The following is a 24,582-nucleotide window of genomic DNA, read 5'->3' on the forward strand; positions in this document are numbered from 1 at the left end:
GGCCAAAAAGGTTCTTAGAAGGTCTCCCAGTCGCCTTCGCCACCCGCAGAGGTACTGGGCTGGCTTACGCCAGCGGTCTTGGGTGCCGCCAGCGTGCGCGCTGGGGATTTGACTACCTTCTTAGCCACAGCAGCCCCTATCGCAGGCTTTTTGGCAGGCAATTTAGCTGCGGGCTGTGCACTGTGACTGGCTCCACCGGGCGCCTTGGCGGGCGCCACAGACGGGTACGGCGTAGGCTGCACATGGATGGACGAAGGCACCTTGAACACCGACACGGCAGATGCCAGCTGTGCCGCTTGCTCCCGCATGCTGCTGGCCGCCGCCGCACTTTCCTCCACCAGGGCGGAGTTCTGCTGGGTCATCTGGTCCAGGGTCACCACGGCCCGGTTGATCTCACCAATGCCCGAGCTTTGCTCATTCGCAGCTGAGGTGATCTCACCCACAATATCGGTCACCCGCTTGACCGACTGCACGATGTCCGTCATGGTGGTGCCGGCCTCTGCCACCAAGCGCGCACCGGACTCCACCTTTTCCACCGAGCTGTCGATCAGCCCCTTGATCTCCTTGGCCGCCTGGGCGCTGCGCTGCGCGAGGCTACGCACCTCACTGGCCACCACCGCGAAGCCACGGCCCTGCTCACCCGCACGGGCGGCCTCCACGGCCGCATTCAGAGCCAGAATGTTGGTCTGGAAGGCGATGCCATCAATGACACCAATGATGTCCGCAATCTTCTTGCTACTTGCGTTGATGTCTTCCATGGTCACCACCACTTGCTTGACCACCTCGCCGCCCTTTTGAGCCACATGCGATGCATTGGCAGCCAGCGTAGTCGCCTGTTGGGCATTGTCGGCACTGTTGCGTACGGTGTTGGTCAGGTGGTCCATGGACGCCGCAGTCTGCTGCAGATTGCTGGCCGTTTGCTCCGTACGCGCTGCCAGGTCGTTGTTGCCGCTGGCAATCTCGGCGCTGGCAATCGCAATGCTGTCGGTGCTTTGGCGGACCTGGTGCACCATGCGGCCCAATGCCCCACTCATGCTACCCAGCGAGCGGAGCAAATCACCGAACTCATCTTTCCGAACAGACTGCAGCTGCATGCTCAGATCACCCTCGGCGATTTGTGCGGCCACCGTGTTGGCCTGCTGCAGCGGCTGCTGGATGCTACGGATCAACCAATAAGCGCCAGCCAGCACACCGAACACCAACACCGCTAATCCCAAACTGATCACATTGAACAGCAGGGCCCGCTCGGCTTTCGCGTCCGCCTCGGACTTGAGCAAAGACTGCTCCTGCATTTCCACAAATTTGCGCTGTTCGCCCAGATAGGCCGTAACCGTGGATTTCACCTCCCCTTGGAGCAAAGCCACAGCCTCTTCGGCCTTGCCATCCTTCTTGAGTTGCTGGGCCCGCGCCCGGCTGTCCAACACCTGCTTGCGGCTGCTGGCAATTTTCTCCAGTTGCGCTTTGTCGGCTTCGCTCGAAGCCTCTTCCACGATGCTCTTCTGAATTTCAGTAATCTGGGTGCTGGTGGCCGCCGTCGGGTCCTTGAAGGCACTTCCCACCGCAGGATCACTGCTCAGCAGCGACGCCTCGGCACGCACCGCATTCATGGCCGTCAGCCCCGACCACTTGGTGGACTTCATCACGCGCTGCATCATGGCGGCTTGCGCCGCTGCACTTTGCGTCTCCAACCTGTCGAGTCTGTAGCTGACCAGACCCACCAAAACGAGCAAAGTCGCGACGATGACGCCAACTGCTAGCCAAAGCTTGGAGGCTACTTTGAGATTGCTGAAGTTCATGATTTGTCCCCGGTTGAATGTGCCGTCGGTGTGCACCGCAAATTGTGACAGACATCCACCGGAAACATAGGACTGGCGTGGCTCGCGCCCTAGGGTTTACTCCAGTCGCAACACCGCATGGGGCTTGAATCCCAGGTCCGCCACCTTGCCCTTGCGCCCACGCACCGCACGGGCATTGTTCAGGCTGCGGATTTCCAGGGTTTCCGACCGCGGTTTGGCGCCACGGCCTATGCCGTCGATACGGATGCTGCGTGTATACGCCACCGCACCGGCCAGGCTGTCCTTGTCTTCCAGATCGATCATCATCAGACCACGCCCGCCCTTGGGCTGGTTCTTCAGCTCCGTAATCTCGAAGGTCAGGATGCGCCCGCCCGCCGAAGCACAGGCCACATGGGTTGCCGGTAGCACCGGCTGCCCACCGCCGCCACCGCTGGCATGCGAGGGTGCGCACACCGTTTCGCCCTCACCCACAGTGATGAAGGCCTTGCCGCCCTTTTGGCGCGACAGCATATCGTCCACCGTGGCCAGGAAACCGTAGCCACCTGAGCTGGACAGCAGCAGGCAGGCCGCCCCCGGGCCGGCAAAATAATGCGCCACCTGGGTGCCCGGCTCCAGCTCGATCAGCGTGGTCACGGGCTGACCATCACCGCGTGCGCCGGGCAGCGAGGCAACCGGCACGGTATAGACGCGGCCGACCTTGTCCTTGGCGGTACCGAACACCAGCAGGGTATCGACACTGCGGCACTCGAACGTGCCGTACAGCGCATCGCCCGACTTGAAGCTGTACTCGGCCGTCGTCCCGGCGGCCCGGTCCTTTGCCCAACCCTTTTGAGCCCGTACCCAGCCTTTTTGCGAGACCACTACGGTGACCGGCTCATCGACCACCTTGACCTCGACCACGGCGCGCTTTTCGGCTTGGATCAGCGTGCGGCGCGCATCGGCGAACAGCTTGGCATCGGCTTCGATCTCCTTGACCATCAGGCGACGCAGCACGGTGGGGTTGGCCAGCAGCTCCTCCAGCTTGGCCTGCTCTACGCGCAGGCTTTTGAGCTCCTGCTCGATCTTGATGGCTTCCAGGCGGGCCAATTGGCGCAGGCGGATTTCAAGGATGTCTTCGGCCTGGATGTCGCTGAGATTGAAACGCGCGATCAAGGCCGCCTTGGGCTCGTCGGCCGTGCGGATGATGGCAATTACCTCGTCAATGTTGAGCAGCACCATGTGCCGGCCTTCGAGGATATGGATGCGGGACAGCACCTTGTCCAAGCGGAAGCGCGAGCGGCGCTGCAGCGTGGTCTGGCGGAAGGTAATCCATTCTTCCAGCATCTGGCGCAGCGACTTCTGCATGGGCCGGCCGTCCAAGCCAATCATGGTCAGATTGACCGGTGCAGAGGTTTCCAGGCTGGTGTGCGCCAGCAGCGCGGTGATCAGCTCCTGCTGCTCGATGCGGCTGGTTTTGGGCTCGAACACCAGGCGCACGGCCGCGTCCTTGTTCGACTCGTCGCGCACCACGTCCAGCACCGACAGCACCGAGGCTTTCAGCTGGGTCTGCTCCAGGCTCAGGGCTTTTTTGCCAGCCTTGATACGCGGGTTGGTGAGTTCTTCAATTTCTTCCAGTACGCGCTGGGTACTGACACCGGGCGGTAGCTCGTTCACCACCAGCTGCCACTGGCCACGCGCCAGTTCTTCGATCTTCCAGCGCGCACGCACCTTGAGGGAGCCACGTCCGGTACGGTAGGCGTCGGCAATGTCGGCGCTGCTGCTGATGATCTGGCCGCCGCCGGGATAGTCTGGGCCTGGGACCAGGGTGAACAGCTCCTCTTCGCTGAGCTGCGGCGTCTTGATAAGCGCCACACAGGCATCGGCGATTTCGCGCAGGTTATGGCTGGGAATTTCTGTCGCCAAACCCACAGCAATACCGCTGGCGCCGTTCAGCAGATTGAACGGCAGGCGCGCCGGCAATTGCTTGGGCTCTTCAAAAGAGCCGTCGTAGTTGGGCACGAAATCCACCGTGCCTTCATCGAGCTCGTCCAGCAACAGCGTCGTGATACGGGACAACCGGGCCTCGGTGTAGCGCATCGCCGCTGCGCCATCGCCATCGCGCGAGCCAAAGTTACCCTGGCCGTCGATCAGCGGATAGCGCTGGCTAAAGTCCTGCGCCATGCGCACCATGGCGTCATAGGCAGCCTGGTCACCGTGCGGATGGTATTTACCCAGCACATCGCCCACAACCCGCGCGCTTTTCACGGGCTTGGCACCGGTGGCACCGTTAGGGCCACCGAAGCCCAGGCCCATGCGCGACATCGCGTACAGAATCCGGCGCTGCACCGGCTTCTGGCCGTCGGTCACATCGGGAATGGCCCGGCCCTTGACCACGCTGAGCGCGTACTCCAGGTAGGCACGCTGGGCGTAGCCGGCCAGGCTTTGGCCGCCATCGTCCATCACGATCAGCGCGGGCTCTTCCGGCGGCTGCTGGGGTGGCTGTTGGGGCGGGTCTTGCGGCAGGTCCAATTCAGGTTGGTCGGTCATGGTCAGAACACAAACTTCAAAGCAGAAAAGAAATAAAAAGACACGGCAGCCCGCCACCGAGCGGCGCAGGCAAGCCTAGCGGGAATTCAGGGAGCAGCGCGCAACGAAGCGGCGTCCGCGCTGGCCGGCATATTGCCCCTGCCAGAAGCACCACCGGCCAGTTCCATGCGCACGCGCGTGGGTTGACGGCGCTGGGCCGTCGCGGCCGCCGCAGGCTTCAGGCTGGTGTAGAGCTGCAGCACGTTTTTGACGTAGGCCTGGGTTTCCTTGAAATTAGGAATCCGGTTACCGGCCTTCTGTACCGCGCCCTCACCGGCGTTGTACGAGGCCACCGCCAAATCCAGCTGGCCAGGGAACATGCGGATCAGGTCGCTCAAGTAGCGGGTGCCGATACGGATATTCGTCTTCGGGTCGGTCAGCTTTTGCTCGATGCTGTTTTTGGGGTCGCCCACCAGGCCATAGCGCTCGGCCGTGGCCGGCATGATCTGCATCAGGCCTATGGCGCCCTTGGGCGATACGGCAGTCGCGCTGAAGCCCGATTCGTTGACGATCAGCGCCTGCAGCAACTCGTAGTCGATGCTGAGCTTGTTGGCGGCCTCTTGCAGATGGTGTTTCACCAGCTTGTAACTGGGAGAAATATCAAAAAACGCCAACAATTTGGACGGCACGCCGGGCGCCGGCTGGGCCGCACTGGTGAGTGGTTGCACGCCCTGGGTGGTGTCAAAACTTTCATCGCCCTGGAAGAACAGCTCGTAGCGCTCGTCCTCCCTCTGGGTCGAGAAATGCGCCACACCCTGGGGGTCGATATAGCCCCACACATCCGCATGCGCTATCTGCTGCAAAAAGAGTAGCAGTAGACCTAAGCAGAATCTGCGGTAGATGCCAAAAGTATTCATGGGTTCATTAGACGTCGATTTCCACCGCGTCACCGTGCAGTTCCATGAGTTCGCGCCGTGAACCGGCCTCGCCCTTGCCCATGAGCTTGGTGATCAGGTTTTCAGTCTGCTCGAAGTTAACACTGCCCAGCTGCACCGGCAACAGGCGGCGGGTATCCGGGTTCAGCGTGGTGTCCCACAGCTGCTCGGCATTCATTTCGCCCAGGCCCTTGAAGCGGCTGATGCTCCACGCGCCTTCGCGAACGCCTTCCTTACGCAACTTGTCCAGAATCGCCGTCAGCTCGCCCTCGTCCAGCGCGTAGGCCTTGGAGGCCGGCTTTTTGCCGCGCGCCGGCGCATCCACGCGGAACAGCGGCGGGCGCGCCACATATACGTTGCCAGACTCGATCAGCTTGGGGAAATGGCGGAAAAACAGGGTCAACAGCAGCACCTGGATATGCGAGCCGTCCACGTCCGCATCGCTCAGGATGCAGATCTTGCCGTAGCGCAGGCCGCTCAGGTCAGGGGTGTCCTTGGGGCCGTGCGGGTCCACACCAATTGCCACCGATATGTCGTGGATTTCAGTATTCGCAAACAGGCGGTCGCGCTCAACTTCCCAGGTGTTCAGCACTTTGCCGCGCAGCGGCAGAATGGCCTGGCTTTCCTTGTTGCGGCCCATCTTGGCGCTGCCTCCGGCGGAGTCACCCTCGACCAGGAATACCTCGTTCTGCGCCAAGTCGCGGCTTTCGCAGTCGGTCAGCTTGCCGGGCAGCACGGCCACGCCGGAGCCCTTGCGTTTCTCGACCTTCTGGCTGGCTTTTTGCCGGTACTGGGCGGCCTTGATGGCCAGCTCGGCCAGCTTTTTGCCGTATTCCACATGCTGGTTCAGCCACAGCTCCAGCGCCGGGCGCACAAAGCTGGACACCAGACGCACCGCGTCGCGCGAGTTCAGCCGTTCCTTGATCTGGCCCTGGAACTGCGGGTCCAGCACCTTGGCGCTGAGCACAAAGCTGGCGCGGGCAAATACGTCTTCGGGCAGCAGCTTGACGCCCTTGGGCAGCAAGGAATGCAGCTCGATGAAGCTCTTCACCGCATTGAACAGGCCGTCGCGCAGACCCAGCTCATGGGTGCCGCCCACGGTGGTGGGGATCAGGTTGACATAGCTTTCACGCACCGGCGCGCCGTCTTCAGTGAAGGCCACGCACCACTGGGCGCCCTCGCCTTCGGCAAAGATTTCATGGCCGCTGTCGGCAAAGCCCTCGCCCTCGAACATGGGGATCACCAGCTCGCCGTTCAGCGTCTGGGTCAGGTAATCGCGCAGGCCGCCCTTGTAGGACCAGGTTTGCACTTCCTTGGTTTTCTCGACCGTCAGGGTCACGGTAACGCCGGGCATCAACACCGCCTTGCTGCGCAGCAAGTGAGTGAGTTCGGCCATGGGCAAGGCCACGGACTCGAAATATTTGGCATCTGGCCAGACGCGCACGCTGGTGCCGGACTTGCGGTCGCCCGACTCGGCCTTGCGCACCAGCAGCGGCTCGACCACGTCGCCATCTGCGAAGACGAGCTTGGCCACCGAACCTTCGCGGTACGAGGTGGCTTCCAGCCGCAGCGCCAGGGCGTTGGTCACGCTCACGCCGACACCGTGCAGGCCACCAGAGAAGCTGTAGGCGCCGCCTTTGCCCTTGTCGAACTTGCCGCCCGCGTGCAGTCGGGTGAACACCAGCTCGATCACCGGCGCTTTTTCTTCCGGGTGCATGCCAAACGGAATGCCACGCCCGTCGTCTTCGATGCCCACGGAGCCATCGATAAAAAGTGTGACACGGATACGCTTGCCGTGGCCTGCCAGCGCTTCGTCGGCAGCGTTGTCCAGCACTTCCTGGATCACGTGCAGAGGGTTATCGGTGCGGGTGTACATGCCCGGGCGCTGCTTGACGGGCTCCAGGCCCTTGAGTACGCGGATCGAGCTTTCAGAATATGCGGGGGTTGCAGAAGTTTGGGTTGCCATGCGGCGGATTGTAGTGGTTTGGGACCGCAAATACTGGATGTAACAACAGCCCGAGCTTTACACTCCGCCAAATTGGCTACAGTGCTGGGATGAACCGCACGCCCCCTGCTTTATCCATCCCCCAGTTGCTGCTGTACGGCGGCGCCATCGTGACCCTGTCCATGGGTATACGCCACGGTTTCGGCCTGTGGCTGCAGCCCATTACCCAGGCCCAGGGCTGGACCCGCGAAACTTTTGCCTTCGCGATTGCCATCCAGAATCTGGCCTGGGGCATCAGCGGCGTCTTCGCCGGCATGCTGGCCGACAAATTTGGTGCCTTCCGCGTCATGCTGGTGGGCGCGCTGCTTTACGCCTTGGGCCTGTTCGGCATGGCGCATGCGGTAACGCCGCTGCAGTTCATGCTCAGTACTGGCGTGTTGATCGGCATGGCGCAGGCCGGGACAACCTACGCCGTGGTCTACGGCATCATTGGCCGCAATGTTCCGGCCGACAAGCGCTCTTGGGCCATGGGCATCGCAGCAGCAGCCGGCTCGTTCGGCCAGTTCTTGATGGTGCCCACCGAAGGGCTACTGATCAGCCAGTTCGGTTGGCAGCAGGCCCTGGTGGTACTGGGCTGCGCAGCGCTGCTGATCATGCCGCTGGCCTGGGGCCTGCGGGAACCCGGCTTTGGCACCGGCCAGCCAGCACACCGGGAACAGACCATTGCCCAGGCTCTGAAAGAAGCCTTCAAGTACCCCAGCTTCCAGCTGCTGATGGCCGGCTATTTTGTCTGCGGCTTCCAGGTGGTGTTCATTGGTGTGCACATGCCCAGCTATCTGCGCGACAAGGGCTTGTCGCCCCAGGTGGCCAGCTATGCGCTGGCCTTGATCGGCCTGTTCAATGTGTTTGGTACCTACTTGGCGGGAACGCTGGGCCAGCGCATGCAGAAAAAGAACATCCTGGCATTCATTTACATTGCGCGAGCGGTGGTCATCAGCCTGTTTCTGCTGGCGCCGCTGACGCCCACGAGCGTGTACCTATTTGCGGCCACCATGGGCATTTTGTGGCTATCCACGGTGCCGCCCACTAACGCGGCACTGGCGCAGATTTTCGGTATCCAGCACATGTCCATGCTCAGCGGTTTTGTGTTTCTAAGCCACCAGGTTGGCTCCTTCATGGGCGTCTGGCTAGGCGGCTTCATCTATGACCGCAATGGCAACTACGACCTGGTCTGGTACATCGCGATAGCGCTGGGTGTGTTTGCCGGGCTGGTGAATCTGCCGGTCAAAGAGACCCCCATACGCCGTGCCGCAGGCGCAGCACAAGGGGCATGACGGATGCACCGCAGCATTAAACCACTTGCCTGGTGCGCTGCGCTGGCCGTGCTGGCCGGCGTATTCATGCTGTACACCCGGCCTGAGTTTCTGGTGGACATGGCCAACCAGCTGTGGGCCTGCTTTTGAATGAAATTGGCCTCTAGCGCATTAAATACCTGCGCTAGAAGCTACACATTTGATAGCAAAACAGTATTTTTCGCCACAGCCACCGAGCACAAACCCGTTACAGGCTCTAGTTAGAATGGCCATTTTCCCGTTTGAGACTGCGGACATGACACCCATTACTGGCAGCATCGTGGCACTCGTGACCCCGATGCATGAAGACGGCAGCGTGGACTACCCCACCCTGCGCAAGCTGATCGACTGGCACATCGCCGAAGGCACCGACTGCATAGGCGTGGTTGGCACCACCGGCGAATCGCCGACAGTCAACGTCGAAGAGCAGTGCGAAATCATCCGCGTCGCGGTGGAGCAAGCCAAGGGCCGCGTGCCGATCATGGCCGGCTGCGGCGCCAACTCCACCGCCGAAGCCATTGAACTGGCCCGCTTCGCCAAGGGCGTGGGTGCTGACTGCCAGTTGCAGGTCGTACCCTATTACAACAAGCCCACACAAGAAGGCCAGTACCAGCACTTCAAGGCCATCGCCGAAGCGGTAGACCTGCCCATGGTGCTGTACAACGTCCCCGGCCGCAGCGTTGCCGACATGCTGCACGACACCGTGCTGCGCCTGGCCCAGTTGCCCGGCATCGTTGGCATCAAGGAAGCCACCGGCAATATCGAACGCGCCCAATGGCTGATCCGCGACGTGCCGGCCCGCTTTGCCGTCTATTCGGGAGACGACCCCACCGCTGTAGCCCTGATGCTGTGCGGCGGCCAAGGCAACGTCAGCGTCACTGCCAATGTGGCACCACGCTTGATGCACCAGCTGTGCGTGGCGGCCATGGCGGGAGATGCACGCGGCGCGATGGAAATCCAGCGCAAGCTCATGCCTGTGCACAAGAACCTGTTTGTGGAAGCCAACCCCATTCCCGTGAAGTGGGCCATGGCCCATATGGGCTTGTGCGGCGCCACCATGCGCCTGCCGATGACCCCGTTGTCGCCCCATCTGCACGCCACCGTGCAGGACGCGCTGCGCAGCGGCGGCCTGATCTAAACCATTTCGCGATACATGCTGCAACAAAGCGCCGGGCATACCGCCCGGTCACCGTTGGCGGCATAAGCCCTCACCCTTTTAGGAACGACACGTGAACCATATTGCAAAAGTTGGATTGCTGGGACTGACTCTGGCCCTGGGCGCCTGCAGCGTGCTGGAAAGCGAAAAAATCGACTACAAGAGCGCGACCAAGGCCGGCCCTTCGCTGGAGGTCCCGCCTGATCTGTCCCAGCTCACCCGCGACTCCAAATACGTGGTGCCGGGCAGTGCCGTGACCGCCAGCAACTACAAGGTGGGCCAGGTCGCCTCTGCCGCACCTACTGCCGCCTCTTCGCTGGGCGACATTCGCATCGAGCGCGCGGGCACGCAGCGCTGGTTGGTGATCAACCGCCCCGCCGACCAGCTCTGGGGACCGGTACGCGACTTCTGGCAGCAAAACGGTTTCGTTCTGACCGAAGACCAGGCCAGCCTGGGCATCATGGAAACCGACTGGGCCGAAAACCGCGCCAAGCTGCCGCAGGACATCATCCGCAGCACCATTGGCAAAGTATTTGACTCGCTGTACTCCACCGGTGAGCGCGACAAGTTCCGCACCCGCCTGGAACGCACCGCCACCGGCGGTACCGAGATCTACATCAGCCACCGCGGCATGGTGGAGGTCTATACCAGCCAGTCCAAAGACCAGACCATTTGGGAGCCCCGCCCCACCGATCCCGAGCTGGAAGTCGAGTTTCTGCGCCGCCTGATGCTACGCCTAGGTGCTCCATCTGAGCAGGTCAAGGCCGTGATGCAGGCTGAAGCCAGCAAAGCCGGTGCCCGCGTATCCACACAGGGCAGCCAGCCCGTGGTGCAACTGGACGATGGTTTTGACCGCGCCTGGCGCCGTGTCGGCCTGACACTGGACCGCACCGGCTTCACCGTAGAAGACCGCGACCGCAGCCAAGGCGTGTACTTCGTACGCTATGTCGAGCCCAACGCAAACAAGAAGGAGCCCGGCTTCTTCAGCAAGCTGTTCAGCAAGGACAGCACGGCACAGCCGCTGAAATACCGCATCTCCGTACGCAGCGCAGGCGAGTCCAGCACCGTAGCGGTACTCAATGCCGACGGCGCACCGGAGACCTCGGCCAACGCCCAGCGCATCATCAAGATCATTGCGGACGATCTGAAATAAGCCAAGCAGGCGAGCCTCGCTTGCTGCGCTTCAAAAGCCTGGGCAGCGGCAGCGCAGGCAATGGCACCCTGGTGGAAGCCCAGACCGGCACGCACACTACGCGCGTGCTGGTCGATTGCGGTTTTGGCACCCGCCAGCTGGACCAGCGGCTGGTACTTGCCGGCGTACAGCCGGGGCATGTCGATGCCATCTTCATCACCCACGAGCATGGCGACCACGTAGGCTGCGCGCGGCAGTGGGCCGTGCAGCACCGCATTCCCGTTTGGATGAGCCAAGGCTCTGCGGCGGCCATAGGCGCACCCGACTTCGATGGACTGCTGCATATCGCGCGCGACCTGAGCCCGATCGATCTCGGTAACCTGCAACTACACCCCTTCACCGTACCGCATGACGCCCGCGAACCCCTTCAGCTGCGCTGCGTGCACGGCGACAAACAGCTGGGTATCCTGACCGACCTGGGCCACGCCACTCCCCATGTGCTGGAGCAACTGATGGGCTGCCAGGCCATGCTGCTGGAGTGCAACCACGACCCGGATCTACTGGAAGCATCGCGCTACCCCAGCTTCCTCAAACGCCGTGTGGGCGGCCTGTATGGCCACCTGGCCAACCATGCGGCAGCGGAGATTGCACAGCGCCTCCTACCGGGCGGTCTGCGCCAAGTGGTGGCAGCACATCTGAGCGAGAAGAACAACCACCCCGACCTGGCCCTGGCCGCGCTGACACAAGCCTGCGGCTGCGACACCCTGCGAATTGGCGTCGCAGATGCAGCACAAGGCTCGAATTGGGTGGCGGTGTAGGCAGAACTGACACATTCATAGGCTATCATCGCTGCTTCATTGGGGAGTAGCCTCTCATCGGCGCATGAGGCTTACGTCAACATACTTGGTTGCCCTGCAACCATGGCGTAAGCGGTTAAATCTTGGCAAGACCTTTGACCATACCGTCCCGGTTCGGCCAGGGGATGGCGTGGTCATTCGTCTCGTATCTGGCCAAGGAAAACCTACCCATGGAAGCATTTTTCGTATCCACAGGCATCGTCGCGCTATCCGAAATCGGCGACAAAACCCAGCTCTTGGCCTTCTTGCTTGCCGCAAAGTTTCGCAAGCCCTGGCCCATCATTGGCGGCATTTTGGCCGCCACCATCGCAAACCATGCATTTGCAGGCGCCGTGGGCTCATGGCTTACCTCCATCGTCAGCCCGGAAATCCTGCGCTGGGTACTGGGCGTGAGCTTTATCGGCATGGCAGCCTGGACGCTGATACCAGACAAACTCGACGATGACGATGCCAAGCTGCTGCGTTTCGGTATTTTTGGCACCACCTTGGTCACATTTTTTCTGGCCGAGATGGGCGACAAAACCCAGTTCGCAACCATTGCCCTGGCGGCCAAGTACCATAGCTTTTTCAGCGTGGTTGCAGGTACAACAATGGGCATGATGCTCGCCGACGTACCCGCAGTCTTGCTGGGCGACAAATTAGCGCAGCGTATCCCAACCAAACTGGTACACCGCATCGCGGCAGCCCTTTTCGCCGTCATCGGTATCGCCACCTTGATGGGGGCCGGAGCCGGCCTCGGCTTCTAGTAAAACCATAAAAATGGAACCTTGATGGATACCTCCCTGCTGTCCGACAACACCGAAGAGACCCCGGCCGACCTGGCAATCAAGGCGGCGGCGGCATCCAGAAGCACCTGGGTGAGCGTCGTCGTCAACCTGGTTTTGAGCAGTGCACAGATTGCCATCGGCATATTCTCGAAGTCTCAAGGCCTGATTGCCGACGGCGTGCATTCTCTGTCCGATCTGGTCGCAGACTTTGCGGTGCTTCTAGCCAATCGCCATAGCCACAAGGGGCCGGATAAGGAGCACCCTTATGGCCACCAGCGCTTTGAGACTGGCGCCTCCTTGGCGCTCGGCTTGCTGCTGCTGGCCGTGGGTATCGGCATGGTCTGGAACGCAGCGGTGAAGCTGGAGCAACCCAGCAGCATCGCCAGCGTGCACATGGTGGCCCTGTGGGTCGCTTTGGGTGCGCTGGTCGCCAAAGAGCTGCTGTTTCGCTACATGCTGCGGATTGCGAAGTCGGTCAAGTCCAGCATGCTGGTTGCCAATGCCTGGCATGCGCGGTCAGACGCCGCCTCCTCTCTGGTCGTAGGCCTGGGCATTGTGGGCAATCTATTGGGCTACCCCTTGCTGGACCCGATTGCAGCCCTGATCGTGGGCTTCATGGTGGGCCGCATGGGCTGGACCTTTGGCTGGGCCGCGCTGCATGACCTGATGGACCGGGCCGCAGACGAGCAGGAGGTGGTCGCCATCCGCAAAACCATTGAGCAAACGCCGGGCGTTGTGGGCGTACATGACATCAAGACACGGCGCATGGGCGACATGATCGTGGCCGATGCCCATATCGTGGTGCATGCCGACATAACGGTCGAACAAGGGCACGACATTGCAGTAGAGGCACGGCGGCGCGTCATGCTGCGCCACCAGGTACTCAACCTGATGACCCACGTGGACCCGGCAGACAAGCCCGACCTGGACCACCTGGCCACCAAGACCTGAGTCCATCAGGCTTCAAGCGGGCAAAAAAAAGCCACCTTGCGGTGGCTTTTAATTTTTCGAGTAACGAATTACTTCGAAGCAGCGCTGGCAGCAGCAGCAGCGGCAGCAGCAGCAGCGTCAGCAGCTGGAGCAGATGCGTCAGCAGCAGGTGCTGGAGCAGATGCGTCAGCAGCGGGTGCTGGTGCAGGAGCTGGTGCTTCAACAGCAGGTGCTGGTGCAGGAGCTGGTTCTTCTTTTTTACCGCAAGCGGCGAGAGCAGCAGCAGCCATCAGAGCCGCGAGTACATAAGACTTGTTCATTAGAAAATTCCTTAGATGGGAAAACAATTTCCGGAAATCGTCAGCACATACAGTATGTCGGTGCGACCGAGTGAAAGCACTCGAGCTCTTTCAACTCAGCCTTAAATTATAAGCTTTTTCTTCCGCAATGCCTAAATACCCTTAGCGGAAAAACCAACAGTCCGGATCACAAACCCAGCACCGACGAAGCAAACGCCGGGCTGCCTTTTTGCCAACCCGCATCCAGGGTCTGGCGCAGCTGGATGCGGCTGGAGGCATCGTCCGTGCTCACGCCGCTGCAATGCAGCGGGTCGAGGCGGCGCATCACCCATTCCGAGCTGTACAGCGCGCTGGGCAGCTCCAGCGGATCAGCACTGCGCCAGGCTCTGCATTCCACCAGATGCGACCAGGTCACCCGCCACTCCACGAAGCGCGCATGGCGGCGCACCACCTCCTCAAAGTTCTGGGCCAGCATGGTGAAACGCCGCCCCGAGCGAGCCCAGGACTGCAACGCCGCGCAGACAGCGCGCTCGCCCAGCGGCCAGTCTTCGAAGTTACTGTCAGAGATGAAAATCTCGCGCCACCCCTCGTGCGCAGCGCAGGCAAAGGCGTCGCGCACCAGCTGCTGGAAGGCCACGCGCCCCAGAAAACGCCCCTGGGGGCGCTGCGGCAAAACAGGTTCAGGCAGCGTGTCCATACGATCTCAGCCCGTGTGTACCCAGCCCGATTCGCACCACGACACCAGCAGCGAATACGCATCGGTACTGGCCTTGGCCATGGTTTTGGCATCCAGCCGACGCTGGTCGGACAGGCGGCGCATCAGGGTCGCATCCTTGCCCGAGGCGCGGTAACTTTCACCGTTGATGAAGATGTGGTGGGCGTCGTAGACCATGCGGGTGCGCGGGTCCAGTACAACGTTTTCCAGCGGCCCGGAAAGCTCTTGCGCGTCGAACCAGACGTTGGCCTTGGGCTCGGTCAAAACCTCGCCCAAAGCACATTGCAAAGCCTGTGGATCGTCCAGCAAAGCCGTCAAAGCGCTCTGTGCAAAGTCTTGTAAAGATGCTGGAATGGCACCCGGATTTTCGGTCGCGGGCTGGCCGGCATCGCCATATAAGGCCTCGCCCACCACATCGTCGGCCTCCTCGGCCATGCGCTGTAGCAGCTCGCGCGCCAGCTCACCACGGCTGGGGGCCCGGAATCCGATGGAATAAGTCATGCACTCGCCCACGGCTACGCCGTCATGCGCATAACGCGGCGGCAGGTAGAGCATGTCACCCGGCTCCAGCACAAACTCCTCCTCGTGCGTGAATTCGGCCAGTATCTTCAGCGGTGCGCCCTCCACCAGGGTCAAATCCTTTTGCCGGCCGATGCGCCAACGGCGCTGGCCGTGGGCTTGCAGCAGAAACACGTCATAGCTGTCAAAGTGCGGGCCGACGCCGCCACCGTCAGTGGCGTAGCTGATCATCAGGTCATCCAGCCGCACATCGGGCACAAAGCGAAACTGCTGCAGCAGCGCATGCACGGTAGCCTCATGGGTGTCCACTCCCTGTACCAGCAGGCTCCAGCCTGGGGTCTTCAGGGATGGCAAAGCGCGACGCTGGAACGGGCCGGTTTTCATCTTCCATTGGCCTTTATCCTGGGTTACCAGGCGCGACTCGACTTCTTCCTGCTCGGCCAGCGCGAACAGCGCGCTGCGGTCCAGCAAAGCCTGGAAGCCGGGGATGGCCTGGCGGATCAACAACGGTTTTTTCTGCCAGTAGCGCTGCATAAACTGCTGGGGGCTGATGCCGCCGAGCAGGGGCAGAATCTGGGTAACGTCCATGGTTTTCCTTGTGTGCGTGGTCAGGACGGGTGCCTAAACTGCGACAATTCTCCTATGGAAATCACACAACAACGCGTCGCAGCCCTGACCTGGACGCTGAAAGACACCCTGGGCGAAGAGCTGGACGTCCTGGACGAACCCGTCGAATTTTTGGTCGGTGGCTCCGACCTGCTGAAGAAGATCGAGGAAGCGCTGATGGGCTTGACGCCAGGCTCCGTGGTCGAGCTGCAACTGGAGCCTGAAGACGCTTTTGGCGACTTCAACGACCAGCTGCTGTTCCTGGAGGCGCGCAATCTATTTCCCAGCGAGCTGGAAGAAGGCATGGTCTTCGAAGGCACGGCACTGCCCAAGGGCACCAGCCCAGACATGCCGCAGGATGTGCTGTACACCGTGTCCGAAATCTACCCCGAACATGTGGTGTTGGACGGCAACCATCCGCTGTCCGGCATTGCCCTGCGCTTGAAGCTGCGGGTGGAAGATGTGCGCGAAGCCACCGAGGAAGAGATTGGCCGAGGCAGCACCGGCGCCAGCTTTTTCAATATTGCCCCCGGCGCACCCGACGGCGAAACCCTGCATTAAGCAACACACAGAACCCAAGCCAAAATGGCTGCTAGCGCACGTAAAAGCTGCGCTGGCAGCTATTTTTTTGATAGCAAGGTCAAGATGGGCTAGGCGGCGGTCGCCAGGTGTTCATGCGTGGTGCCAGACTCCAGCACGCGCACACACTGCCGCCAGACCGCGTCCGGGTTCGCCAGCTTAAAACCATAGAAACCGGACTTTGCGCGTACCGCCATGGCCAACATGCGCGAATGCTCGCCTGCGCCCAGGTGCACGGTCACCTCGCCCCACACATCCAGCGGTAGATGGTTGGCGCAGTAGGCTTGAAAGCCGGAGCTGGACACCTCGATCACCTGCAAACTCTGCAGCTTGTCGCCTGCCATAGCGTCTATGTACAGCTCAGCGGGGCACTTCAGCGAGTACCGTGGATGGACGCGCAAAGGATGTGTGTCCAGCCCGTTTGCCGCCAGCTTGGGTAGCACCTGCTGGTATTCGGGCAGGTTGTAGATCGAGTGCAGCAGCAACTTCTTGCGCTCGTCCAGCAGGGCGAATCCAGCGGTCTTCTGGTTGAAAAAATAGTCCAGCAAAGCCGGCGTCATCACCGGATCATTGGTCGTGAAATAGCGCCGGCTGGGCAGGCAGATATTGGGCAACACCACTTGCGTGAAGTAGGCGTACAAATTCTTGCGCTGGCTCTTTGCGCCGTAGACCCGTTTCATCAGCTTGGGCGCGCTGCGCAGATCCAGAAAGGCACCGACGGCCGGAGCGCCGTTGGCAAAGTCATAACTGTCCACCGGCGTAGCCTGCAGGCGCTTGAAAAATAGCAGCGACTCGTACATCTCAATGCGGCTGGGGTTCACCGCAATCACCACATGCCGGGTGTCGAAGAATGTTGAGCAGTACTCAAACATGAACTTCATCAGCGGGAAAAGAATAGCTCCGCCCGTCTTGCGATAGTCGGGGTGCACCGCCAGCGCCGAAACCTCGGCAATGTTGCCGCCCAATTTGCGCACCCCTTGCAGCTCGAAAATGGCCTGCAGCGGAAAGCCAAAAACACTCTCGCGTATCAGCGAAATAGTGCCCACCACTTTGCCGTCCACCTTGGCACACAAGGTCGTGGTCGTGGGCAAGGCGTGGTAGAGGGTGACGCGCATCCCGCTAGGGTCCGCCTGCATAAAGCCACTGGCCACATAGGCATCGTGCAGCAGGGCAAAACAGGCGGCCAGTTCTTGCTGGGTCTCCGCAATCTTGAGCACCAGGCCGGGACCAGGAGCCACGTCGCAATCAACAAAAGAGCGGTACGCAGCAAAGCGCACCCGCCGTGGAAACGCGGCAAACACTTTGCGCAGACCTATATGCAAAAATTTGCGTGCCGAGGCCTTGAAAGAGCGACCCGTTGTTTTCATACATGCCTCTTGGATCAAGCACCTGGGCACCAGCCCGCTGTGCTCTTGGCGCGAACTGTCGCAACCATGGATGCCCCATGGTATCCAGAACTTTACAAGGCTACCAGCGCGCCGCCCTCCAGCGAAAAGTTCAGCATCAACCTAGAATCGAAAACCGCCCTACCCGGCGCTCCCAGTCCAGCTTGCAGCGCTTACCCTGCACAGATGCTTGGTCAGATGCCTGGTTTTGAGCCTCACCACACTTCTGTATTTCCACAAGGCACACCTTGTCCTCTCTGTTTGAACAGCGCGCTTTCATGCGCCTCTGGATCGCGCGCATATTCGGTACCCTGGGCACACAAATCCTGATGCTGGCCGTGGGTTGGCAGATGTATGACCTGACCGGCAGCGCCTGGGACCTGGGGCTGGTCGGCCTGCTGCAGTTTCTGCCGGCTTTACTGCTGACTCTGATTGCCGGCCATGTGGCAGACCGGGTACACCGTGGCCGCATCGTCGCTGTCTGCGTTGGCATGCAGGCACTCGTAGCCCTCACCCTGCTGTGGGTCACGCAGGAGCAATGGGTGAGCCGCGAATGGCTGCTGTCCATATCGCTGGTGCTCGGCACGGCCCGTGCATTCCAGATGCCTGCACAGCAGGCGTTGACGCCACTGCTGGTGCCGCCCGCACTGTTGCCGCGTGCCATGTCGCTCAGCGCGGCCGGCATGCAGGGTGCAACCATAGGCGGTCCGGCATTGGGTGGGGCCATTTTTCTCGGTGGTGCCAGTGCGGTGTACGCCAGCGGCGTGCTTTTGTTTGCCGTCAGCGTGGTGCTGCTGAGCCGCCTGCGCTACGACCACGTGCCGCCTCCGCGCGAGCCGATGACGCTGCACAGCGTATTGGCCGGCGTGCGCTTCATCTGGGAAAAGAAGACCATCCTCGGCGCGGTGTCGCTAGACCTGTTTGCCGTGCTGCTGGGCGGGGCCACAGCGCTGCTGCCCATGTTTGCCAAAGACATTCTGCACACCGGCCCCTGGGGCTTGGGCCTGCTGCGTGCATCGCCCGCCGTGGGCGCACTGCTCGTGTCCATTGCGCTGACACGCTGGCCGCTGCAGCGCAAGGTCGGGCGCACCCTGCTGCTGTCTGTTGGGCTGTACGGCCTGTGCATGGTGATTTTTGGCGCATCCACCAGCCTGGTGTTGTCGATGGCGGTGCTGGCGATTTCCGGCGGCGCCGACATGGTAAGCGTGGTGGTGCGGCAAAGCCTGGTGCAGCTAGAAACGCCGAACGAAATGCGCGGCCGGGTGAGTGCTGTGAATTCTGTGTTCATAGGCGCGTCTAACCAGCTGGGCGAATTTGAGTCGGGCGCCACGGCGGCGCTGCTGGGCCCGGTGGGCTCGGTGGTGGCGGGTGGCATTGGCACCCTGGTGGTCGCGGTGCTGTGGCTGCGCCTGTTCCCCAGCCTGGCCCGGCGCAACACACTGCATTGAGATGGACAGCGTCGACGCCGTCGTCATCGGGGCCGGCGTGATCGGCATCGAGTCGCCGGGCTTGACCAGCTGCCTGGCGATAGGCCAGGCCGTGTCTCACATTCTGATTACCTAAACCAAGGCTCTCACCATGCAACGCAAACACATCAGCTCCGGCTCCCCTTTTGAAGAACAGATTGGTTACTCCCGCGCCGTGGTGCACGGCGACTGGGTGTTTGTGTCTGGCACCACCGGCTTTGACTACGCCAGCATGAGCATCTCGGACGACGTGGTGGTGCAGGCCGAGCAGTGCCTGAAAAACATTCAGGCCGCACTGGAGCAGGCCGGTGCCAGCCTGGACGATGTCGTGCGGGTGAACTACGTGCTGCCCAACGGGGCCGACTTCGAGCCCTGCTGGCCGGTGCTGCGGCGCTACCTGGGCCAGGCCAAACCGGCGGCAATGATGGTCATCGCAGGCCTGCTGGACCCGCGCATGAAGATTGAAATTGAAGTGACAGCAATCAAAGCGAAATAGGCCTCTAGCGCAGGTATTGCCTGCGCGAGCAGCTATTATTTAGATAGCACTAGGTCGGTCATCACGTCCTGCGGGATCAACGCGCCACGGTGCTGTATGACCCGGCCCGCCAGGCGGTTGCCATGCCGCGCTGCGTCGGCCAGGCTGCCGCCCTGCAAACGCACGGCCAGGTAGCCGGCGGCGAATGAATCTCCGGCTGCCGTGGTGTCCACCACCTTGTCGACCCGCTCGGTCGGCACCTCCAGCACGCCGGATGCGCTGCGCACCAGGGTTGCGTCCCTGCCACGCTTGACGACCACCTCGGCACAAGGCAAAGCCTGGGCAGCGTCTACCGCAGCCTGCAGCGTGGGCAAATTGCGCAGGGCCTGCTCGTCGTCGGCAGTAATCAATGCGATGCTGGCCAGAGCGTAGGCCCGGTCGAAATTGACCAGGGCTTCTTCTCGGCTGGCCCATAGGCGCGGCCGGTAGTTGTTGTCGAACACCACGGTGGCGCCGCGTGCACGCAGGCGGCCCATCAGCGCAAACAGGCACTCCCGCCCAGCCGGTGGCAAGATGGCCAGGCTGATGCCGCTGAGGTAGAAGGCGTCCAGGCTGTCCGCCTCGGCCTCCAGCGGCGTAATGGCGGCGTCGAAATACGCTTTGGCCGCACTGCTGTCGCGCCAGTAACTGAAGCTGCGTTCACCCTGGGCATCCACCTGGATCAGGTAGAGACCGGGCATGCGGCCCGGCAGGCGCTGCACCAGCGACACGTCTAGCCGCTCGGCCTGCCAGCGCTGCAGCATGCCGGCACTCAGGCCGTCATCTCCCAGCGCGGTGGCGTAGCAAACCTGCAATCCAGTCGCACAACGCGCAAGGTAGACGGCGGTATTCAGCGTGTCGCCGCCAAAACCCTGGTGCATGCTGCCAAAGGCCTCGCCTTGCAGTTCCAGCATGCATTCGCCAAACAGTACTACCTTGTGCATTGTGTCGCCCTTTTTGTCGCCTTTTTATTAGGCGAAAGTGTAGGCGGTCTTTACCGTGGTGAAGAACTCCTGCGCATACCGGCCCTGCTCGCGCGAGCCAAAGCTGGAGCCCTTGCGGCCGCCAAACGGCACGTGGTAGTCCACCCCTGCGGTGGGCAAATTCACCATCACCATGCCGGCTTGGCTGTGGCGCTTGAAGTGCGTCGCGTATTTCAGGCTGGTGGTGGCGATGCCCGCAGCCAGGCCGAAGGGCGTGTTGTTCGCCTCAGCCAACGCCTCTTCATAGCCCTTCACGCGGATGATGCTGGCCACCGGGCCGAACACCTCTTCGCGGTTGATGCGCATCGCCGCCGTGGTGTCGGTCAGCAGCGCCGGGGCCATGAAGAAGCCCTCGGTATCGCGCTGCAAGCGTTCGCCACCTGCCAGCAGCCGCGCACCTTCAGCCTGGCCGATGGACACATAGTCCAAGTCCTGCTGCAGTTGCGACAGCGAAGACACCGGGCCGATGTCGATACCGGCAGCCAGGGCGTCGCCGATCTTCAGCGTCGCCATACGGGCCTGCATGGCAGCCACAAACTGCGGATAAATGCCGTCAGTCACGATCAGACGGCTGGAGGCCGTGCAGCGCTGGCCGGTGCTGAAGAACGCGCTTTGCACACTCAGCTCCACGGCCTGGGCCAGGTCGGCGTCGTCCAGAATGACCTGCGGGTTCTTGCCGCCCATCTCCAGCTGCACCTTCTTCAGGTTCAGCGCGCACTGCTGGGCAATGCGGGCGCCCACGCCTTGCGAGCCGGTGAAGCTGATGGCCGCCACACCGGGGTGGTTGACCAGCGGGTCACCGATGACGGAGCCACGGCCCATCACCAGGTTGAACACGCCAGCGGGAATGCCGCTGCGGCTGATGATCTCGGCCAGCGCCCAGGCGCAGCCCGGCACCAGGTCGGCGGGCTTGAGCACCACGCAGTTGCCGTAGGCCAGGGCCGGGGCAATCTTCCAGGCGGGGATGGCAATGGGGAAGTTCCAGGGGGTGATCAGGCCGATCACGCCCAGCGGTTCGCGGGTGATTTCCACGCCCACGCCAGAGCGCACCGAGGGCACAGTTTCACCCGTTAAACGCAGGCATTCGCCAGCGAAGAACTTGAAGATGTTGCCGGCGCGGGTGGCTTCGCCAATGCCTTCGCCCTTGGTCTTGCCTTCTTCGCGGGCCAGCAGCGTGCCGAGTTCTTCGCGGCGGGCCAGGATTTCGGTGCCGATCTTGTCCAGCGCGTCGGCACGGGCCTGGATGTTGCCGGTAGACCAGGCAGGGAAAGCCGCCTGGGCGGCCTGCACGGCGGCGTCCAGCTGGGCGGCATCGGCCTGGGTGTATTCACCGATCACATCGCCCAGGTTGGACGGGTTGACGTTGGCGGCGTAGCTCGCGCCTGCGACCCAGGCGCCGTTGATAAAGTTGTCGTGTTTTTGGGTCATGGCGGTTTACTGGGGGCCCAGCTTCTTGATCAACACAGCCAGCTCTTCCACCTCGGAAGGCTTCAAGTCGCTCAGTGGGGCGCGCACAGGGCCGCCGCCATGGCCGACGATGGTGGCGCCGGCCTTGATGATGCTCACGCCGTAGCCTTCCACGCGGTTGCGGATGCCCAGGTAAGGCATAAAGAAGTCCTTCAACAGGCGGTGCTGCGTGGCCATGTCGTCAGCGGCCACCGCGTGGTAGAACTCCATCGCGGTCTTGGGGATGAAGTTGAACACGGCGGACGAATACACCGGCGTGCCCAGCGCCTTGTAGGCCGCTGCATAAACCTCAGCCGTCGGCAGGCCACCCAGGTAGGCAAAGCGGTCGCCCATGGCCATGAAGATGGAGGACATGGTTTCGATGTTGCCCACACCGTCCTTGAAGCCGATCAGGTTCGGGCAGCGGTCGGCCAGGATGCGCAGCGATGCGGGGGTCAGCTTGGTGCGGTCACGGTTGTAGACGATGACGCCAAACTTCACGCTGTTGCAGACCTGCGCCACATGTTCGATCAGGCCTTCCTGGCCGGCTTCGGTCAGGTAGTGCGGCAGCAGCAGAATGCCGTGCGCGCCCAGGCGCTCGGCTTCTTGCGCGTGGGCAATGGCCATGCGGGTTGGGCCACCGGCGCCGGCAATGATGGGCACCTTGCCACGGCAGGTGTCCACCGCAGTCTTGATGACCCGGCTGTACTCGGCGCCAGCCAACGAGAAGTATTCACCCGTGCCACCTGCCGCGAACAGCGCGCTGGCGCCATACGGTGCCAGCCATTCCAGACGCTCGATATAGGTCTTGGGGCGGAATTCGCCCTGCTCGTCGAAGTCGGTGATGGGGAAGGACAGCAGGCCGGAGCCCATGATGGTTTTGAGGTCTTGGGGTGTCATGGTTTTGTCTCAGTAGGTAAATGGTTTACAAGGAAATTGCTATTTTTTAGATAGCACCTAGCGCTGGATTTATCTGCGGTGGAAGCATTTTTAACCAGCAGTTTTTGCTATACAAAAAGTGGCTCTGGCAGGCCGCGCACACCGGGCCTGAGCGCGAACATGGCGCCGTTCAAACCAGGATTTGCGGGGTCTACGTTGCCGGGTTGGATGGAGGCCACATACAGCACATCCAGGTCTGGCCCACCAAAGGCGCACATGGATGGCTTGGCCACCGGTACCTCCAGCGAGGCCACCAACTGGCCCTGCGGGTTGAAGCGGTGCACCAGGCCGGCGTCGTTGGCGCAGATCCAGTAGTGGCCTTCCACGTCCAGTGCGGCGCCGTCGGGGCGACCCGGCAGCGGCAGCATGTCGGCAAACAGTTCGCGTGGACCGGGCATGCCGTCGGCGTCCAGTGCAAAACGCCAGATCTTCTGCACCCTGGGATGCGAATCAGACACGTAGCCGGTACGCCCGTCCGCGCTGAAGGCCATGCCGTTGGGGGTGATGAAGCCATCCATCCGCGCAGCACTCAAACCCTTGCCGTCCAGGCAGTAGATGGCGCCCAGCGGCGAAGCCAGGCCCATGTCCATCACCATGGTGCTGACCCAGAAGCGGCCTTGCGTGTCACAGCGGCCGTCGTTGAAGCGCATGCCGGGTGCGGGGTGGGTGATGCGGACCACGCATTCCAGGCGCGGCGTGGCTGCATCCAGCTGCACGGCGTAGATGCCGGTTTCCATCGCGGCCACCACGCCACCGGCGGCGGCCAGGGCGATGCAGCCTACGCGTTCGGGCAGGGTCCAGCTCTGGACCTGCTCGGTAGCAAAGCTCCAGCGGCGGATCTGCCGGCCTTCGATGTCCACCCAGTACAAGGCCTGCTCAGCCACGGACCACACGGGGCATTCGCCCACGCGGTCGCGGGTGCTGGCTATGGCGTGTGCCGTGCTCATTCTTCGTACGGGCCCATGCGCACAAAGGCGCCGCCCTGGTGCAAGGCTGCGGGGTCGTTAAAGTCCGGCGGTGCGGTGCGGGCATACACCGCATCTTGGAACACGGCCGAGCTGTCCTGCGGCACATAGCCGACGTGGCGTGCGCGGGAGTTGTCCCACCAGGTCACCGGGTTGTCCGACATACCGAAGATGATGGTGAAGCCCAGCGCCGGCGTGGTCAGGCAGGCTGTCACCAGGCGGTGCAGATCGCCGTAGCTCAGGTAGGTGGCCAGCATGCGGCGATCGCGTGGCTCGGGAAACGACGAGCCAATGCGCACGCAAGCGGTCTCGATGCCGTAGCGGTCAAAGTAGTAGCGCGCCACGTCTTCGCCAAAGGCCTTGCTCAGGCCGTAGTTGCCGTCCGGCCGGGCGGGTGCATCGGCGGTAATGGTTTCATCCTGGCGGTAAAAGCCGGTCACGTGGTTGGAGCTGGCAAAAACCACCCGCTTCACGCCGAACTTGCGGGCCGCTTCGTACAGGTTGTAGGCGCCCAGAATATTGGCCTGCAAGATAGGGCCAAACGGGCCGTCCACCGACTTGCCACCCATGTGCACGATGGCGTCCACGCCCTGCACCATGGCATCTACCGCAGCAGCGTCGGCCAGGTCGGCGAGCATGATTTCTTCACCCTCGGCTGCGGGGCCAAAGTCCACCACGTCGGACAGACGCAGAGTGGTGCAGTTTTGTTTCAGGCTTTCGCGCAGTACCTTGCCCAGGCCGCCTGCGGCGCCAGTGAGCAGGATTTTTTCGTGCACTTTGATGACCATGTT

The 24,582-nt window shown here is 62.0% G+C and carries 23 protein-coding genes and 1 riboswitch; of the genes, 11 read left to right on the plus strand and 12 right to left on the minus strand.

The genetic code is table 11. The features are described 5' to 3' along the window. Positions 1-14: 14 nt before the first annotated feature. From AC4BBN_RS00290 to AC4BBN_RS00305, 4 genes are all read right to left on the minus strand, one after another. Entirely contained in the window at positions 15-1,796 is a 1,782-nt protein-coding gene (locus AC4BBN_RS00290; protein WP_490589955.1) for a methyl-accepting chemotaxis protein, read from the minus strand. A gap of 96 nt (positions 1,797-1,892) precedes the next feature. Further along, positions 1,893-4,235 carry a DNA topoisomerase IV subunit A gene (parC, locus tag AC4BBN_RS00295; protein WP_490591358.1) on the minus strand — a complete coding sequence of 781 codons (2,343 nt, stop codon included), beginning with the start codon at positions 4,233-4,235 and terminating at the stop codon, positions 1,893-1,895. Positions 4,236-4,408: 173 nt separating this feature from the next. Then, on the minus strand, positions 4,409-5,218 hold the full coding sequence (locus AC4BBN_RS00300) for a lytic transglycosylase domain-containing protein (RefSeq protein ID WP_490589956.1): 810 nt from the start codon (positions 5,216-5,218) through the stop codon (positions 4,409-4,411). Positions 5,219-5,225: 7 nt separating this feature from the next. Beyond that, the gene (locus AC4BBN_RS00305) at positions 5,226-7,202 is read right to left on the minus strand and encodes a DNA topoisomerase IV subunit B (RefSeq protein ID WP_490589957.1); all 1,977 of its coding nucleotides are present in this window, start codon (positions 7,200-7,202) and stop codon (positions 5,226-5,228) included. A gap of 89 nt (positions 7,203-7,291) precedes the next feature. Between AC4BBN_RS00305 and AC4BBN_RS00310 the strand changes: the two genes are divergently transcribed. The 8 genes from AC4BBN_RS00310 to AC4BBN_RS00345 all read left to right on the plus strand — a co-directional run bounded on the left by AC4BBN_RS00310 (position 7,292) and on the right by AC4BBN_RS00345 (position 13,769). After that, positions 7,292-8,515, plus strand: coding sequence for an MFS transporter (locus AC4BBN_RS00310; protein WP_490589958.1), 1,224 nt, complete (start codon positions 7,292-7,294; stop codon positions 8,513-8,515). A 3-nt stretch (positions 8,516-8,518) separates the two neighbouring features. Continuing rightward, complete coding sequence (locus AC4BBN_RS00315; protein ID WP_490589959.1) at positions 8,519-8,644, plus strand: hypothetical protein; 126 nt, start codon at positions 8,519-8,521, stop codon at positions 8,642-8,644. Positions 8,645-8,789: 145 nt separating this feature from the next. Beyond that, entirely contained in the window at positions 8,790-9,671 is an 882-nt protein-coding gene (gene dapA, locus AC4BBN_RS00320) for a 4-hydroxy-tetrahydrodipicolinate synthase (protein WP_490589960.1), read from the plus strand. Between the two features lie 91 nt (positions 9,672-9,762). After that, entirely contained in the window at positions 9,763-10,842 is a 1,080-nt protein-coding gene (gene bamC / locus AC4BBN_RS00325) for an NlpB/DapX family lipoprotein (protein WP_490589961.1), read from the plus strand. A 20-nt stretch (positions 10,843-10,862) separates the two neighbouring features. Continuing rightward, entirely contained in the window at positions 10,863-11,639 is a 777-nt protein-coding gene (locus tag AC4BBN_RS00330) for an MBL fold metallo-hydrolase (protein WP_490589962.1), read from the plus strand. Positions 11,640-11,668: 29 nt separating this feature from the next. After that, positions 11,669-11,843, plus strand: a riboswitch (yybP-ykoY riboswitch). Between the two features lie 5 nt (positions 11,844-11,848). Beyond that, the gene (locus AC4BBN_RS00335; protein ID WP_490589963.1) at positions 11,849-12,424 is read left to right on the plus strand and encodes a TMEM165/GDT1 family protein; all 576 of its coding nucleotides are present in this window, start codon (positions 11,849-11,851) and stop codon (positions 12,422-12,424) included. Between the two features lie 24 nt (positions 12,425-12,448). After that, on the plus strand, positions 12,449-13,396 hold the full coding sequence (locus tag AC4BBN_RS00340) for a cation diffusion facilitator family transporter (protein ID WP_490589964.1): 948 nt from the start codon (positions 12,449-12,451) through the stop codon (positions 13,394-13,396). 133 nt (positions 13,397-13,529) lie between these two features. After that, positions 13,530-13,769: a hypothetical protein gene (locus AC4BBN_RS00345; protein WP_490589965.1), complete on the plus strand. Its 240-nt coding sequence runs from the start codon at positions 13,530-13,532 to the stop codon at positions 13,767-13,769. Between the two features lie 92 nt (positions 13,770-13,861). Here AC4BBN_RS00345 and AC4BBN_RS00350 read toward each other — a convergent pair whose 3' ends face one another. Together AC4BBN_RS00350 and AC4BBN_RS00355 are read right to left on the minus strand one after the other, a co-directional pair. Continuing rightward, on the minus strand, positions 13,862-14,371 hold the full coding sequence (locus AC4BBN_RS00350; protein ID WP_490589966.1) for a hypothetical protein: 510 nt from the start codon (positions 14,369-14,371) through the stop codon (positions 13,862-13,864). 6 nt (positions 14,372-14,377) lie between these two features. Next, positions 14,378-15,496 (minus strand): JmjC domain-containing protein, encoded by a 1,119-nt coding sequence (locus AC4BBN_RS00355; RefSeq protein WP_490589967.1) that lies wholly within the window; start codon positions 15,494-15,496, stop codon positions 14,378-14,380. A 54-nt stretch (positions 15,497-15,550) separates the two neighbouring features. Here AC4BBN_RS00355 and AC4BBN_RS00360 point away from each other — a divergent pair, with 54 nt between their 5' ends. Then, on the plus strand, positions 15,551-16,075 hold the full coding sequence (locus AC4BBN_RS00360; RefSeq protein WP_490589968.1) for an FKBP-type peptidyl-prolyl cis-trans isomerase: 525 nt from the start codon (positions 15,551-15,553) through the stop codon (positions 16,073-16,075). Between the two features lie 89 nt (positions 16,076-16,164). On the opposite strand, the gene AC4BBN_RS00365 is transcribed toward AC4BBN_RS00360, so the two are convergent. Beyond that, positions 16,165-17,460, minus strand: a complete 1,296-nt coding sequence (locus tag AC4BBN_RS00365; RefSeq protein ID WP_490589969.1) for a GNAT family N-acetyltransferase — start codon at positions 17,458-17,460, stop codon at positions 16,165-16,167. 266 nt (positions 17,461-17,726) lie between these two features. Here AC4BBN_RS00365 and AC4BBN_RS00370 point away from each other — a divergent pair, with 266 nt between their 5' ends. Together AC4BBN_RS00370 and AC4BBN_RS00375 are read left to right on the plus strand one after the other, a co-directional pair. Next, positions 17,727-18,926, plus strand: a complete 1,200-nt coding sequence (locus AC4BBN_RS00370; protein ID WP_490589970.1) for an MFS transporter — start codon at positions 17,727-17,729, stop codon at positions 18,924-18,926. Positions 18,927-19,056: 130 nt separating this feature from the next. Further along, positions 19,057-19,440, plus strand: coding sequence for a RidA family protein (locus tag AC4BBN_RS00375; protein ID WP_490589971.1), 384 nt, complete (start codon positions 19,057-19,059; stop codon positions 19,438-19,440). Positions 19,441-19,475: 35 nt separating this feature from the next. On the opposite strand, the gene AC4BBN_RS00380 is transcribed toward AC4BBN_RS00375, so the two are convergent. From AC4BBN_RS00380 to AC4BBN_RS00400, 5 genes are all read right to left on the minus strand, one after another. Beyond that, complete coding sequence (locus AC4BBN_RS00380; RefSeq protein WP_490589972.1) at positions 19,476-20,402, minus strand: sugar kinase; 927 nt, start codon at positions 20,400-20,402, stop codon at positions 19,476-19,478. 27 nt (positions 20,403-20,429) lie between these two features. Then, positions 20,430-21,869, minus strand: a complete 1,440-nt coding sequence (locus AC4BBN_RS00385; RefSeq protein ID WP_490589973.1) for an aldehyde dehydrogenase family protein — start codon at positions 21,867-21,869, stop codon at positions 20,430-20,432. A 6-nt stretch (positions 21,870-21,875) separates the two neighbouring features. After that, on the minus strand, positions 21,876-22,787 hold the full coding sequence (gene kdgD / locus AC4BBN_RS00390) for a 5-dehydro-4-deoxyglucarate dehydratase (RefSeq protein ID WP_490589974.1): 912 nt from the start codon (positions 22,785-22,787) through the stop codon (positions 21,876-21,878). Between the two features lie 107 nt (positions 22,788-22,894). Beyond that, positions 22,895-23,773 carry an SMP-30/gluconolactonase/LRE family protein gene (locus AC4BBN_RS00395; RefSeq protein WP_490589975.1) on the minus strand — a complete coding sequence of 293 codons (879 nt, stop codon included), beginning with the start codon at positions 23,771-23,773 and terminating at the stop codon, positions 22,895-22,897. Further along, the gene (locus AC4BBN_RS00400; RefSeq protein WP_490589976.1) at positions 23,770-24,579 is read right to left on the minus strand and encodes an NAD-dependent epimerase/dehydratase family protein; all 810 of its coding nucleotides are present in this window, start codon (positions 24,577-24,579) and stop codon (positions 23,770-23,772) included. Before AC4BBN_RS00400 ends, AC4BBN_RS00395 begins: the two co-directional genes overlap by 4 nt. Positions 24,580-24,582: the final 3 nt, after the last annotated feature.

The sequence above is a fragment of the Rhodoferax sp. SPJ21 genome (assembly GCF_058216335.1).

Bases quoted from the DNA above. Each gene is read 5' to 3' on its own strand.
- AC4BBN_RS00290 (WP_490589955.1), bottom strand. From the start codon at position 1,796: ATGAACTTCAGCAATCTCAAAGTAGCCTCCAAGCTTTGGCTAGCAGTT.
- parC (WP_490591358.1), bottom strand. From the start codon at position 4,235: ATGGACGATGGCGGCCAAAGCCTGGCCGGCTACGCCCAGCGTGCCTAC.
- AC4BBN_RS00300 (WP_490589956.1), bottom strand. From the start codon at position 5,218: ATGAATACTTTTGGCATCTACCGCAGATTCTGCTTAGGTCTACTGCTA.
- AC4BBN_RS00305 (WP_490589957.1), bottom strand. From the start codon at position 7,202: ATGGCAACCCAAACTTCTGCAACCCCCGCATATTCTGAAAGCTCGATC.
- AC4BBN_RS00310 (WP_490589958.1), top strand. From the start codon at position 7,292: ATGAACCGCACGCCCCCTGCTTTATCCATCCCCCAGTTGCTGCTGTAC.
- AC4BBN_RS00315 (WP_490589959.1), top strand. From the start codon at position 8,519: ATGCACCGCAGCATTAAACCACTTGCCTGGTGCGCTGCGCTGGCCGTG.
- dapA (WP_490589960.1), top strand. From the start codon at position 8,790: ATGACACCCATTACTGGCAGCATCGTGGCACTCGTGACCCCGATGCAT.
- AC4BBN_RS00335 (WP_490589963.1), top strand. From the start codon at position 11,849: ATGGAAGCATTTTTCGTATCCACAGGCATCGTCGCGCTATCCGAAATC.
- AC4BBN_RS00340 (WP_490589964.1), top strand. From the start codon at position 12,449: ATGGATACCTCCCTGCTGTCCGACAACACCGAAGAGACCCCGGCCGAC.
- AC4BBN_RS00345 (WP_490589965.1), top strand. From the start codon at position 13,530: ATGCGTCAGCAGCAGGTGCTGGAGCAGATGCGTCAGCAGCGGGTGCTG.
- AC4BBN_RS00350 (WP_490589966.1), bottom strand. From the start codon at position 14,371: ATGGACACGCTGCCTGAACCTGTTTTGCCGCAGCGCCCCCAGGGGCGT.
- AC4BBN_RS00355 (WP_490589967.1), bottom strand. From the start codon at position 15,496: ATGGACGTTACCCAGATTCTGCCCCTGCTCGGCGGCATCAGCCCCCAG.
- AC4BBN_RS00360 (WP_490589968.1), top strand. From the start codon at position 15,551: ATGGAAATCACACAACAACGCGTCGCAGCCCTGACCTGGACGCTGAAA.
- AC4BBN_RS00365 (WP_490589969.1), bottom strand. From the start codon at position 17,460: ATGAAAACAACGGGTCGCTCTTTCAAGGCCTCGGCACGCAAATTTTTG.
- AC4BBN_RS00375 (WP_490589971.1), top strand. From the start codon at position 19,057: ATGCAACGCAAACACATCAGCTCCGGCTCCCCTTTTGAAGAACAGATT.
- AC4BBN_RS00380 (WP_490589972.1), bottom strand. From the start codon at position 20,402: ATGCACAAGGTAGTACTGTTTGGCGAATGCATGCTGGAACTGCAAGGC.
- AC4BBN_RS00385 (WP_490589973.1), bottom strand. From the start codon at position 21,869: ATGACCCAAAAACACGACAACTTTATCAACGGCGCCTGGGTCGCAGGC.
- kdgD (WP_490589974.1), bottom strand. From the start codon at position 22,787: ATGACACCCCAAGACCTCAAAACCATCATGGGCTCCGGCCTGCTGTCC.
- AC4BBN_RS00395 (WP_490589975.1), bottom strand. From the start codon at position 23,773: ATGAGCACGGCACACGCCATAGCCAGCACCCGCGACCGCGTGGGCGAA.
- AC4BBN_RS00400 (WP_490589976.1), bottom strand. From the start codon at position 24,579: ATGGTCATCAAAGTGCACGAAAAAATCCTGCTCACTGGCGCCGCAGGC.